Consider the following 12,808-nt stretch of genomic DNA (forward strand, 5'->3'; position numbering starts at 1 on the left):
CATAACTGTACCGTCTGGACGGTATTGGTACAACACGGTCCAGGCGGTACTGTGTCCCTATGCCAAGACCCCCCAAGGCTCGCGCGGCGATCCTGGACGCCTACCGCGATCTCCTCGTCTCCGACGGCGAGCGGGCGGCGACCATGGACGCCGTCGCCGCGGCCGCCGGCGTGTCCAAGGGCGGGCTGCTGTACCACTTCAAGAGCAAGGACGCGCTCGCGGACGGGCTGCTCGAGTGGCTCCGCGAGGCCGCCGCGGAGGACCGGGCGCGCATGGCCGCCGCCGAGGAGGGGCCGTCGCGCTACTTCGTGCGCACGTCGGTGAGCACGGGATCGGACATGGACCTGCTCTTCGTCGCGGCCGTACGGCTCGCGCAGGCCGGCTCCGCCGCGGCCCTGGCCGCTCTCGAGGAGCTCGACGCGGCCTGGCTCGACATCATCCGGCGCGAGGTCCCGGACCCGGCCGCGTCCGCCGCGATCATGCTCATCGGGGAGGGGCTCTACCACTATTCGTCGCTCGCCGGCACGTGGCCGGAGGCGGCGTTCGGGACGGGGGTGGACGGGCTGCTCGGCGTCGTGGACAGGCTGCGGGACGCGTAGGACGCCGCGCACGACGGCGCGTGCTCGCCGAGGCGGCGCCGAGCGGTCGGGGGCGATCCCGTGCCGCTCCCATCCACAGTGCATTTAATGCATCGTTATATTGAATCTCTAGCTTGGTACAATTTGCGGCATGGCCAAGAAGACCGACGCCGAGACCCTCTCGAAGCACCTCCACGATGCGCTGCGCCGTGACATCCTGGCCGGGCGCTGGAGCCCGGGAGCGAAGCTGCAGCTCACCGCCCTGTCGCAGCACTACGAGACAAGCAGCACCGTGGTTCGCGAGGCGCTCACGCGGCTCGTGGGGGACCGGCTCGTGCAGCTGCGCCCGAACCGCGGATTCTTCGTCCCCGAACTCTCGCTGTCCGAGCTCGAGGACATCACCGAGATGCGCTGCGTCAACGAGGAGCTTGCGGCGCGGCTCGCGATCGAGCGCGGCACCCTGGACTGGGAGTCCGAGCTCATCGCCGCCCACCACACCCTCGCGCGGACCCAGCGCCGCGACACCGTAGACCCGGACATCCACACCGAGGCCTGGAACGAGGCGCATCAGGCGTTCCACGCGAAGCTCGTCGAGGCGTGCGGGGTCCCGGTGCTGATCGACCTCACGTCGGTGCTCTCCGACCTCAGCCAACTCTACGGCCGCTGGGCAGGCGTCGCCACGCGCAACGCGGACCGCGATGTCGAGCAGGAGCACCGCGACATCCTCGCGGCCGCCCTGGCCCGGGATCCGCGACTCACGGCCGCGCTCCTGCGCGCGCACTACCAGACCACCATGGCGGCGATCCGCAGCGCGGGGGAGGTCGGCCTCAGGGTCGGTTAGGTCCCGGCAGCAGCTATTTTGCACTATCACTGGATAATGCAAAATCTTTGGGATAGTGTGTTCCTCAGAACGCCGATGACGGCCGAGCGAAGGAGCGCGCATGTCCTGGGGACTGATCAGCGAGATGGGCCACGTGGCCATCCAGACCACGGCCCTGGCCGCATCGGTGGCCGACGCCACTGAGCTGCTGGGCCTCAGGGTCACCGAGCGCACCTCTGACGGCAGCGTCTACCTGGCCGCGAACGCCGTGCACCACGAGCTCGTCTACGTCGAGTCGAGCCGCAACGGCATCCACGCCCTGGGCCTGATCGCCCGCAACGGCGACGCCCTCGCCGAGGTCCGCCGCCGGGTCGAGGCCGAGAACCTGCCGGTCCTCTCCGAGCGCCCGATCAGCGCCGGCGTCGCGGACGGCTTCGCGTTCGTGGGCCCCGAGGGCTGGATCTTCGAGGTCTACACCGGCATGCAGAAGTCGGATCCGGGCGCGCTCTCGTTCGGGCCCGACCGCTACGGGCACATCAACTTCCACCCGCAGGACGTCACGGGGATGATGAAGTTCCTCTCGCGCGTGTTCGACTTCCGCCTCTCCGACGTGATCGGGGACGACTTCGCGTACTTCATGCGGTGCAACCCTGACCACCACGGGATCGCGCTCATCAAGGGCCGCGGCACCTTCCACCACCACGCGTGGCACACCCAGTCGGTCGGGGACCTCGCGAAGCTCGGCGACCGCCTCAACCGCAAGGGCCGCGAGCTCATCTGGGGCCCGGTCCGCCACGGCGCGGGCCACAACATCGCCGCGTACTACGTCGAGTCCTCGGGCGCCGTCGTCGAGCTCTACACGGACCTCGAGCAGATCTACGACAACGACCGAGAGCCCGTCATCTGGGGCCAGGACGACAACTGGTACAACATGTGGTCCGACCGGCGCCCCGACGACTTCCGCACGTTCGGGATCCCGCCGGTCGACCACCGCTTCTGACCGCGCGCTTCTGACCCGCGCTCCCGGCCGCACACGCACGACGGCGCCGCCGCACCGCCCGCTGACACGTCCCGCCCGCTGATGCGCACAGCTCACTGACACTCACCTCCCACGAAAGGCTTCCCATGAACTACGTCTCCTTCACGACCCCCGACGGCGCCGCGACCTGGGGCGTTGCCCTCGACGGCCGCGTCCACGACCTCGGCCCGACCGGCGCGAACGTCGCCGAGACCCTCAAGGACCTCGTCGCGGACGGCCGCTTCGGCACGCTCGCCGAGGAGCAGGTACGCGAGGCCCCGGCGTTCGACGAGGCCGACGTCGCCCTCCTGCCGCCGATCACCGAGCCCGGCAAGGTCCTGTGCATCGGCGTGAACTACGTGAGCCACCAGCAGGAGACCGGCAGGACGAACCAGAAGGCCCCGACGGTCTTCATCCGCTTCGCCGACTCCCAGATGGGCCACAACGCCCCGGCGCTCATGCCCACCTCGACCACCCAGTATGACTACGAGGGCGAGATGGCCCTCGTCATCGCCAAGGACGCCTATCGCGTCAGCGCCGACGACGCGTGGGGCTACGTGGCCGGGTACGCCGCCTACAACGACTTCTCGGTGCGAGACTGGCAGCTCGCCGCGACCCAGTGGACCCCGGGCAAGAATTTCCCGGGGACGGGCGCGTTCGGCCCCTACCTCGTCCCCGCAGCGGACCTCGGAAGCGTCGACGAGCTCAAGCTCGAGACCCGCGTCAACGGCGAGGTCCGCCAGAGCGCGTCAGTCGCGGACCTGTACTTCTCGATCCCGCAGATCATCGAGTACCTCACCGCATGGACCAAGCTCTCCGCGGGGGACGTTGTCGTCACGGGGACACCGGGCGGTGTGGGCCTGTTCATGGAGCCCAAGGGCTTCCTGTCTCCCGGTGACGTCGTCGAGGTCGAGATCACCCGCCTCGGCACGCTCACCAACACCGTGGCCCTGGACGCCTGAGTGCCATGAGCGAGCCAGCCACCCCGGGACGCGCCGAGGAGCGCGTGGAAGCCGACGTCGTCGTGCTAGGCGCCGGCCCCACCGGGCTCACCGCCGCGTGCCTCATGGCCGACGCCGGACTGACCGTCGCGGTCGTCGAGCAGCACCCCGGCACCGGCGACGAGCCCCGCGCCATCAGCGTCACGGACGAGTCGCTGCGCATCATGCAGCAGCTCGGCGTCCTGCGCGAGCTGGCCTCCGAGACGCTCCTGGACACGGGCGCGCGCTACACGGGTCGACGCGGGCAGGTGCTCGCCGAGGTCCGGCCGCCGCGTCAGCGCCTCGGCCAGCCTGGCAAGAGCCAGTTCGACCAGCCCGTCATGGAGGGCCTCCTCTGGAAGGCCGCGGCCGCCCGCCCCGGGATCGTGATGCATTTCGGCACCGAGGCGACGGGCCTGGCGCAGTCCGCCAGCGGCGTCCAGCTCGAGGCCGTGCGTCGCGGGCCGCGCAGCGAGGGCTTCCGCGGAGACCTTGCCCAGGACGCCGCGTTCGCCGCGGAGTCCGCCGCCGGGGGAGGTGACGTGGTCCACGTGGGCGGCGGCGCGCCGTCGTCGGAGGGGACCGCTGCGGACGACGCCGCGTCCTCGCCCACGGCGGTGACGTTCCGGGCACAGTGGCTCGTCGCCTGCGACGGCGGGCGCAGCTTCGCACGGAAGGCGCTCGGGATCGGGCTCGAGGGGTCGACCCAGGTCGAGAAGTGGATCGTCGTCGACCTGCTCGACGCGGGCGAGGGCGAGCCGTACGCATCGTTCCACTGCAACGGTCGGCGGCCGGTTGTCGTCGTGCCCGGCGTCCACGGGCGGCGCCGGTACGAGTTCATGCTGCACCCGGGCGAGGACGAGGCCGCCATGCTCTCGGCCGAGTCGATCCGCGCACTCGTGGGAGAGCACCAGGACGTCGGCCGGCTCCGGGTGCGGCGCGCGGCCGTGTACACGGCGCAGCAGCGGCTCGCGGCACGGTGGCGCGACGGGCGCGTGCTCCTCGCGGGCGACGCCGCGCACCTCATGCCGCCGTTCGCCGGCCAGGGCCTCAACGCCGGGCTCCGCGACGCCGCCGCGGCCGCGTGGCGCGTGGCCGAGGCCGTGCACGGGCGCGCGGGGGAGGCGCTGCTCGACTCCTACGAGAGCGAGCGCAAGCCCCACGCGGGAGAGATGGTGCGGCTGTCGAAGCGGATTGGGTCGATCGTCATGAGCACCAACCCGCTCGTGTGCGCGGTACGCGACGCGGTGATCCCCGCGCTCGGGATCGTGCCGAGCGTCAAGACCTGGCTCACGACGATGAAGTTCCTGCGGCAGCCGCGGTACCACGAGGGGCTCGGGGTCCCCGTGGCGCCGGCGGTTCCGGCGCCTGCCGCGGACCTGCTCGGGCGGGCGCTGCCGCAGCCGGACGTGGTGCCGGCGGAGGGCGGCGCGGTCGTGAAACTCGACTCCGTGCTCGGGCGGGGCTTCGCGTGGATCGCCGTGACCGGGCCGGGGCAGCTGTCAGTGACGCGCCCGGGGCAGGCGCCTGTCGCGGTGCGCACGGTGGCCGGCGCAGTTGACGCCGCTGTGCTCGACGCCGCCGGCGGCCACGAGCTCCTCATCCGGCCCGACCGGTATATCGCCGCCGTCGTGGCGCCCGGTGGACGCGCGGGCGTCTATGGGGCGCTCGCGGACGCGCTGCCAGGGATGGCGGAGCACTTCGCCGTGGCCGCGGCGGCAGTGCGGTAGCCGGGCGCAGGCAGCGGAGCGCGCGACGGCGGGCGGCCGCCGTCGCGCGCGGTGTCGTCAGGCGAGCCGGACGGTCACCGTCTTCAGCTCCGTGTACGCCTCGATGCCCTCGCGGCCGTTCTCCCGGCCCCAGCCGGACATCCTGAATCCGCCGAACGGCAGGCTCGCGTCCATGCCCGCGGGGGTGTTGACGCGGACGTTCCCGGCCTTGACGCGCTCGGCGAAGAGCAGCGCCCGGCTCAGGTCCCGGGTCCACACGATCGAGTTGAGCCCATAGTCGGAGTCGTTGGCGCGGGCCACGACGTCCTCGATCGTGTCCTCGTCGGAGAACGTCTGCACCACGAGGACCGGGCCGAAGATCTCCTCGCGCACCACGGAGAGGGATGGCGAGTCGGTGCGGAGCACGGTCGGGCGCACAAAGAAGCCCGCGCCGTCGGCCGCGGCGCCGCCCGTGACGAGCTCGGCACCGTCCGCGAGCCCCTCGCGGACGTACCCGAGGACGCGCTCGCGCTGGGCCTCGGAGATGAGCGGACCGAGCTGGGTGCCTTCGGCAGTGCCGGCACCGATCCGCAGGCCCTCCGCGATCCGCGCGATCCCGGCCACGACGTCATCCGCGACCTTCTCGTGCACGTACAGTCGCGAACCCGCGGCGCACACCTGGCCCGCGTTGGCGAAGATGGCCTGCGCGGCGCCGGGAACCGCCTGGGCGAGGTCGGCGTCGTCGAAGATGACCACGGGGGACTTGCCGCCGAGCTCCAGGCTGATCCGCGTGAGGCTGTGCGAGACGGTGCGGAGCAGGTGCTGGCCCACGGCGGTCGAGCCGGTGAAGGAGATCTTGTCCACGAGCGGGTGCTCGGCCAGGGCCTGCCCGGCAACGGGCCCGAGGCCCTGGACCACGTTGAGCACGCCCGCCGGGATCCCCGCCTCCAGCGCGAGCTCGGCGAGCCGCACCGCCGTCAGCGGCGTGAGCTCGGCCGGCTTGAGCACGGCCGTGCAGCCCGCCGCGAGCGCCGGGGCCACCTTGGACAGCGCAAGCGTGAACGGCACGTTCCACGGCACGATCAGGCCGGCGACGCCGAGCGGCTGGCGCAGCGTGTAGGCGTGCCACGTGCCGGGCAGGGACACGTCGCGGGTCTCGCCGTTCAGCTTGGTGGCCCAGCCGGCCTGGTACCGGAGGATCTCGATGCCCTGGCGGATCTCGAAGTCCCGGGCGATCGCGAGCGGCTTGCCGCAGTTGAGCGACTCGAGGAGCGCGAGCTCGTCGAGGTTCTGCTCGAGCAGGTCCGCGAGGCGGTGCAGCCGCGCCGCGCGGGCGGCGGGCGCGAGGCGGGACCAGCGGCCGTCGTCGAACGCGGCGCGGGCCGCCCGTACCGCGCGGTCGACATCCTCGGCGGATGCGAGCGTCGTCTCTGCCAGTGCCTTGCCCGTCGAGGGGTCGACGACGGTGAAGTCGCCGCCCCTGCCGACCGTGAACTCGCCGTCGATGAACAGGCGCAGGGGCGCGTCGAGCAGCGCGGGGCGGGCGGTGTCAGTAGCGGTGGCAGTCATGGGACCTCTTCCTCGAGACATGTGACTCTTGCAACATCATCGTAGCGAAGATACATTGCTAATAGAGAAATACATTCTTAAGCGGATGATGCACATGGTCCGCAGAGAACCCGGGTTCCGCCCTTCCCAGCACCCGATGCGGCAACGCCGCCGAATCACGCAGGAGACACCACATGTTCACTCGACGCACGTTCCTGGCCCGCAGCGCGGCCGTCGTCGCCATCGCCGCCAGCGCGTCCCTCGGGCTCGCCGCGTGCGGCGGTGACGCCCAGTCCGCCGCGAGCGGTGGGACCACCAAGCTCAAGATCGCGGTCGCCCCGATCCAGTTCGAGACCGCTTACATCGCCCAGCAGCAGGGCTTCTTCGCCAAGCAGGGCCTCGACGTCGAGATCGTCCGCGGCGCCGACCCGGCCGCGCTCCTCGCGCAGGTGGTCTCGGGCGACGTCAACATCGCCATCGGTTCGTGGATCAACGTCGCGACCTCGGCCGCCAAGGGCGTGCCGGTCAAGGTGATCGGCGGCAACGGCATCGTCGACCCGAAGGCGGACAACTCGGGCGTCCTCGTCTCGAAGGGCTCGTCCGTCAAGAGCCTCAAGGACCTCGCGGGCAAGACCATCGGCGTCGTGGGCGTCAAGTCCGGCGGCGACATCCCCGTCCTCCAGGCCCTTGAAGCGGCCGGCGTCGACGTGAACTCGGTCAAGGAGGTCGCGATCCCGTACGCCGGCATGCAGGCCGCGCTCGAGCGGAACACGGTCGACGCCGTCGTCCCCGCCGATGCGTTCTACCACCAGATGATCTCGGCCGGCTACGCGAGCATCTCGAACCCGGTGCGCGAGTTCCAGGCCAACATGCCCGTGACGGTGTGGACCACAACCCAGCAGTGGCTCGCCCAGAATTCTGCGACCGCGAAGAAGTTCGACGACGCCATGACCGCGGCCGTCTCGTACTTCGATGACCCGGCCAACCTCGAGGCTGTGCGCAAGGTCAACGCGGACGTCAACCAGACGGACATCTCCAAGTCGCCCACGGCGCTCTTCAAGGCGGACGTGGCGTTCAACGTCAAGGAGGCCCAGGACGGCGTGGACGCCATGAACCACTTCGGCCTCCTGACGAAGGCCGTCTCGGTCAAGGACATCCTGTGGGACCAGGCCCCGCAGCGTGCCGCGGCAGGCAAGTGAGCCGACCATGACCCGCCTCTCGACCAACGGTGCGTGGCTGCTGGCCCAGCGCGTGCTCGCGATCGGCGTCCTGCTCGCGGTGTGGCAGGTGATCGTCGCCGCCGGCCTGGTGCCTTCGATGGTGCCCGGCGTCGGCGCCGTCGCGGCCGCGGCCGTGGCCTCGCTCGTGAACCCCGTGTTCTGGCAGGCCCTCGGCGGGACGCTCCTCGCGGCCCTCGCCGGGTGGCTCATCGCGACCGTGGCCGGGGTGGTGCTCGGCCTGCTCATCGGCTCGATCCGGTTCCTTGACCGCTCCACCTCGATCCTCATCGACTTCGGCCGCTCGTTCCCCGTCCTCGCGCTCATGCCAGTGGTCATCATGCTCCTGGGATCGAACACCCGCATGGAGATCGTGGTGGTCGCGCTCAGCGCGCTGTGGCCGATCCTCATCCAGACGACCTACGGCGCGCGGCGCCAGGAGGCCGCGGTCGCGGACACTGTCGCGGTGTTCCGGATCCCGCCACTCCTGCGATTCCGCCGCGTCCTGCTCCCCGGCGCGCTGCCGTTCATCGCGACCGGCGTGCGGATCTCCTCGGCCATCTCGATCCTCGTCGCCGTCGGCGTCGAGGTCATCTCCCAGGCCCCCGGCATCGGGCGCCAGATCACCCTCATGCAGCAGAACGCGAGCTGGGACCTCGCCTTCGCGTACCTGCTGTTCACGGGCTTCGTCGGGTGGACCCTCGCGGTGCTCCTGCACAAGGTCGAGGCCCGTGCGCTGACCTGGAAGAGGCAGATCGATGACTAGCACCACGCTCCGCGCCGCCGGTTCGCGTCCCGCGCGCACGACGCCGCGCCGCCCCCGCCGCTCCCGGCCCACCCTGGGCGGAGCGATCATCCAGGGCTCGTGGCTGATCGTGGTCGTCGCGGCCGCGTGGTGGTTCGCGACCGCGAAGAGCGCGAACTTCTTCATCCCACCGCTGCAGACGATCCTCCAGGCCCTCATGAGGGACCTCGGCAACGGGGTCATCGCGGCCGGGGCCGCGTACTCCCTCGGGAACCTGTTCGGGGGCCTCGCGATCGCCATCGTCGTGGGGATCGCCCTCGGCATCCTGCTGGGGGAGGCGAAGTGGCTGCGCGACGTCGTAGACCCGATCATCCACTTCTTCCGCTCGATCCCGCAGGCCGCGCTCGTCCCGCTCATCATCGGCACGTTCGGGATCGGCCAGGGGCCCAAGGTGGGCACCATCGCATTCGCGTGCCTGTGGCCCGTGCTGCTGAACACGATCGACGGCGTGCTCGGCGTCGAGCCCACCGTGCGCAAGTTCGCGCGAGTATACCGGATCCCACGCGGGCTGTACTTCCGCCGGGTCGTCCTCCCGGCGGCGCTTCCGCAGATCATGGCCGGCATCCGCGTGGCCCTGCCGATCGGCATCACGGTCATGGTCGTGTCCGAGATGTTCGCCTCGACCGAGGGCCTCGGCTTCTACATCCTCAATTCCTCGGCTACGTTCCAGGTGCCCGAGACGTGGGCGGGCGCGCTGCTCGTCGGCGTCGTGGGCTACATCCTCTCGATGCTGTTCGTCCTCGTCGAGCGCCGCGTCCTGCGCTGGTACCACGCCTCGGGCGCCCAATGAGCACGACGCCGTCCACCTCACCTCGGTCTCAAGCCACCCCAGGAGTTCCCATGACCATCCAGGACCAGCCCGTCCAGGACGCCACCGTCCTGTCGGCCCGCGCGCAGCAGGCGCCGGCGCGTGATGGGGACGTGATGACGGTGCGCGGGCTCAGCATGAGCTACGGCGCCGGCGCCTCGTTCAACCCGATCCTCGCCGACCTCGACCTCGACATCGCCGCCGGCGAGTTCGTCGCGATCGTAGGCCCGTCGGGGGTCGGCAAGACGACCCTCCTGCGCTGCCTGTCCGGGCTCATCCGGCCGCAGTCGGGCACCATCACGGTCTCCGGTGACGTCATCGACGGGCCCCACCCGGACCTCGCGGTGGTGTTCCAGGACTACAGCCGCTCGCTCATGCCCTGGATGACGACGCTCGAGAACATCGCCTTCCCCCTCCAGGGCAAGGGCATGGGCAAGGCCGAGCGGAACGCCGCGGCCGAGAAGAACCTCACGGCGGTGGGCCTTGCCGGCCAGGGCCACAAGTATCCCTGGGAGATGTCCGGCGGCATGCAGCAGCGCGTCGCGATCGCCCGGGCGCTCGCGTACGAGGCGAAGGTCCTGCTCATGGACGAGCCGTTCGCCTCGGTCGACGCGCAGACCCGGTTCGACCTCGAGGACCTCGTCCTGAACCTCCAGCAGGAGCTCGGCGTGACGATCCTCCTCGTCACGCACGACATCGACGAGGCCCTCTACCTCGCGGACAAGGTCGTGGTCATCGCGAACAAGCCCGCAATGGTCGTGGACGTCATCGAGACCGGGTTCGGCGACCAGCGCGACCAGCTCGAGACGAAGGCCGACCCGCGCTTCGCCGAGGCCCGCGCCCGCATCATGCACCGGCTGCGGAAGGACTGACGCCTCGAGAGACGCGCACTTGGGCGCAGCGGAGGGGCCGGGTCAATTCGACCCGGCCCCTCCGCTGCGCCTTCTGTTTCGGCGCCTCCTGTTTGTGCGCCTTCTGTTTCTGCGCCTCCGGCGCCCGGCTCAGAAGTCCGTGATGACGCTGCGGGCCACGCCGCCCGCGCGGAGGAGCTCGTAGCCGCGGTCGATCTCGCCGAGGCCGATCCGGTGCGAGACGAGCTCATCGAGCCTGAAGCGGCCCTGGAGGTACAGGCGGGCGTACATCGGGATGTCCACCTTGAGGTTCGTCGAGCCCATCGCGACGCCGCGCAGGCCCTTCTGCTTGCCGAGGAGGTCCCCGAACGGGGTCACCTCGATGGTCCGGCCGGGCTGGTGGACGCCGATCAGGTATGCGGTCCCGCCGATCTCGAGCATCGCGAGCGCCTGCTCGGACGTCTGCTTGAGCCCGATCGCCTCGAACGCGTGGGTCACGCCGCCCCGGGTGAGTTCGTGGACCTGCGCCACCGAGTCGCCCACGGCCGGGTCCACCGTGTCCGTCGCGCCGAACGTCTGGGCGAGCTCGAGCTTGGCCGGGTCGAGGTCGACGGCGATGATCCGCTCCGCGCCCGCCAGCGCTGCGCCCTGGATCACGTTGAGGCCGACGCCGCCGCAGCCGAGCACGGCGACCGTGTCGCCGGGGCGGACGCCGGCCGTGTTGACTGCCGCGCCGGCGCCGGTGACGACCCCGCAGCCGAGCAGGGCCGCCCGGTCGAACGGGATCTCCTCGGGGACCGCGACGACGTTCGTCGCGTGCACGAGGACCTGCTCGGCGAATCCGCCGACGCCGATGAACTGGGTGAGCGGCCGCCCGCCGAGGCTGAGGCGCGGCGTCGTGCCCTGCGCGCGTGATGTCGCCGAGGAGCGCGCGCACTGGTACGGGCGGCCCGTGAGGCACGCCCGGCAGGTCCCGCACGAATGGATCGGCGACGTCACGACGTGCTGGCCCACCGCGACGTCCGCGACATCCTCGCCGACTGCCGCGACGATGCCGGCGACCTCGTGCCCGAGGACCGCGGGCATCGGGAAGCCGGCGTCGGTCGTCGCGACGTGCAGGTCGGAGCGGCACAGGCCCGAAGCACGCACGTCGATGAGCACCTCGCCCGGGCCGGGGCTGTCGATCCGAACGTCCACGATCTCGAACGGGCCGCCGACGGCTTCGATCACTGCTGCGCGCATGGGTTCCTCCAGGATTCTGTGACATAGTCAATATAGAAAAATATAATCAATAATGATCTGCAATATCTACAGCCCGTTCGGGCGGACGGAGGAACCATGAGGGCAGCGGTCATCAATCGGCTGGACGGCACGTTCGACATCGAGGAGCTCGCCATCGGGCGGCCGCTCCGGGACGAGGTGCTCGTGGAGGTCGCGGCCGCGGGCCTGTGCCATTCCGACTACCTCGTCGCGTCCGTGGACAGGGGGCGGCCCGTGCCGATGGTGGCTGGGCACGAGATGGCCGGGACGGTCGTCGACGTGGGCGAGGGCGTGCGGGACCTCGCGGTCGGCGACCGTGTGGTGGCCACCGAGGTCGACTTCTGCGGCGTGTGCCGCGAGTGCCGGGGCGGGGCGCCCTTCCGCTGCCTCGACCCCGGCGCGGCCCGACGCCCGGCCGGCGCGCCCGCCCGCCTCACGCGCGACGGCGAGCCGGTCACCTCGTTCGGGGTCGCCGGCTTTGCGGAGCGGACCATCCTGCACCGCAACAAGCTCGTCAAGGTCCCCTCAGGGATCCCGTTCGCGCAGGCCGCGGTGCTCGGCTGCGCCGTCTCGACCGGCGTGGGCGCGGTGCTCAACAGTGCGGGCGTGCGGGCCGGGGAGACGGTCGCCGTGGTCGGGCTCGGCGGGGTCGGCCTGAACGTGGTGCAGGGCGCGGCGCTTGCTGGAGCACGCGCCGTCGTCGGCATCGACCTGCAGCCGGCCAAGCTCGGGCTCGCCCGCCGCTTCGGGGCGACCCACGTGGTGGACGCCTCCGCGGGCGACGTCCCCGCGGCGGTCCGGGACGCGACCGACGGCGGCGCGCACCACGTGTTCGAGGCGATCGGCCTCGCGACGACCCAGCGCCAGTCGATCGGCCTGACCCGTACAGGCGGGTCCGTGAACTTCATCGGCATCCCGCAGGGCGCGCCGCTCGACATTGACGTCATGCGGGACCTGCTCATGGGCCAGCGCACGTTCCGCGGCGTCTACATGGGGTCCACCGACCCGCGCAGGGATATCCCGTTCTACGCGGACCTGTACCTCCAGGGCCGGCTCAACCTCGACGACCTCGTCTCCGCCCGTGTGGGCCTTGACGAGATCAATGACGCCTACGCGCGGCAGGAGACCGGCGCGATCGCGCGGTTGGTCATCACTTTCTGAAAGGGAAGCGCCTGGGACGGGGAAAGGGGCAGGACGCCGTTCGCGTCCTGCCC

12 protein-coding genes are annotated in these 12,808 nt (G+C 71.0%); 10 read left to right on the forward strand and 2 right to left on the reverse strand.

Annotated elements, in window-relative coordinates; translation table 11 throughout:
- The first annotated feature begins 59 nt into the window (after positions 1–59).
- From SCMU_RS00840 to SCMU_RS00860, 5 genes are all read left to right on the forward strand, one after another.
- Positions 60–599 (forward strand): TetR/AcrR family transcriptional regulator, encoded by a 540-nt coding sequence (locus SCMU_RS00840; RefSeq protein WP_229231081.1) that lies wholly within the window; start codon positions 60–62, stop codon positions 597–599.
- A gap of 130 nt (positions 600–729) precedes the next feature.
- Positions 730–1,419 carry a GntR family transcriptional regulator gene (locus tag SCMU_RS00845; RefSeq protein WP_229231082.1) on the forward strand — a complete coding sequence of 230 codons (690 nt, stop codon included), beginning with the start codon at positions 730–732 and terminating at the stop codon, positions 1,417–1,419.
- Between the two features lie 100 nt (positions 1,420–1,519).
- Positions 1,520–2,398, forward strand: a complete 879-nt coding sequence (locus tag SCMU_RS00850) for a VOC family protein (protein ID WP_229231083.1) — start codon at positions 1,520–1,522, stop codon at positions 2,396–2,398.
- Positions 2,399–2,523: 125 nt separating this feature from the next.
- Entirely contained in the window at positions 2,524–3,378 is an 855-nt protein-coding gene (locus SCMU_RS00855; protein ID WP_229231084.1) for a fumarylacetoacetate hydrolase family protein, read from the forward strand.
- Positions 3,379–3,383: 5 nt separating this feature from the next.
- Entirely contained in the window at positions 3,384–5,126 is a 1,743-nt protein-coding gene (locus SCMU_RS00860; RefSeq protein WP_229231085.1) for an FAD-dependent monooxygenase, read from the forward strand.
- Positions 5,127–5,183: 57 nt separating this feature from the next.
- Here the strand turns inward: SCMU_RS00860 and SCMU_RS00865 are convergent, their stop codons facing one another.
- On the reverse strand, positions 5,184–6,674 hold the full coding sequence (locus SCMU_RS00865) for an aldehyde dehydrogenase family protein (protein WP_229231086.1): 1,491 nt from the start codon (positions 6,672–6,674) through the stop codon (positions 5,184–5,186).
- 173 nt (positions 6,675–6,847) lie between these two features.
- On the opposite strand from SCMU_RS00865, the gene SCMU_RS00870 reads away from it, so the two are divergent.
- Genes SCMU_RS00870 through SCMU_RS00885 form a run of 4 tightly spaced genes read left to right on the forward strand, consistent with a single transcriptional unit; the run spans position 6,848 to position 10,355 of the window.
- Entirely contained in the window at positions 6,848–7,852 is a 1,005-nt protein-coding gene (locus tag SCMU_RS00870) for an ABC transporter substrate-binding protein (protein ID WP_229231087.1), read from the forward strand.
- Between the two features lie 7 nt (positions 7,853–7,859).
- A complete protein-coding gene (locus SCMU_RS00875; protein ID WP_229231088.1) occupies positions 7,860–8,636 on the forward strand; it encodes an ABC transporter permease in 777 nt (258 codons plus the stop codon).
- A complete protein-coding gene (locus SCMU_RS00880; RefSeq protein WP_229231089.1) occupies positions 8,629–9,465 on the forward strand; it encodes an ABC transporter permease in 837 nt (278 codons plus the stop codon). The genes SCMU_RS00875 and SCMU_RS00880 overlap by 8 nt, the downstream gene beginning before the upstream one ends.
- A 50-nt stretch (positions 9,466–9,515) precedes the next feature.
- Complete coding sequence (locus SCMU_RS00885; protein ID WP_229231090.1) at positions 9,516–10,355, forward strand: ABC transporter ATP-binding protein; 840 nt, start codon at positions 9,516–9,518, stop codon at positions 10,353–10,355.
- Between the two features lie 129 nt (positions 10,356–10,484).
- Here SCMU_RS00885 and SCMU_RS00890 read toward each other — a convergent pair whose 3' ends face one another.
- Positions 10,485–11,576, reverse strand: coding sequence for a Zn-dependent alcohol dehydrogenase (locus SCMU_RS00890; RefSeq protein WP_229231091.1), 1,092 nt, complete (start codon positions 11,574–11,576; stop codon positions 10,485–10,487).
- Between the two features lie 96 nt (positions 11,577–11,672).
- Here SCMU_RS00890 and SCMU_RS00895 point away from each other — a divergent pair, with 96 nt between their 5' ends.
- Entirely contained in the window at positions 11,673–12,755 is a 1,083-nt protein-coding gene (locus tag SCMU_RS00895; protein WP_229231092.1) for a zinc-binding dehydrogenase, read from the forward strand.
- Positions 12,756–12,808 lie beyond the last annotated feature (53 nt).

Origin of the sequence: Sinomonas cyclohexanicum (assembly GCF_020886775.1) — a bacterium.
GTDB classification, from domain to species: Bacteria; Actinomycetota; Actinomycetes; order Actinomycetales; family Micrococcaceae; genus Sinomonas; species Sinomonas cyclohexanicum.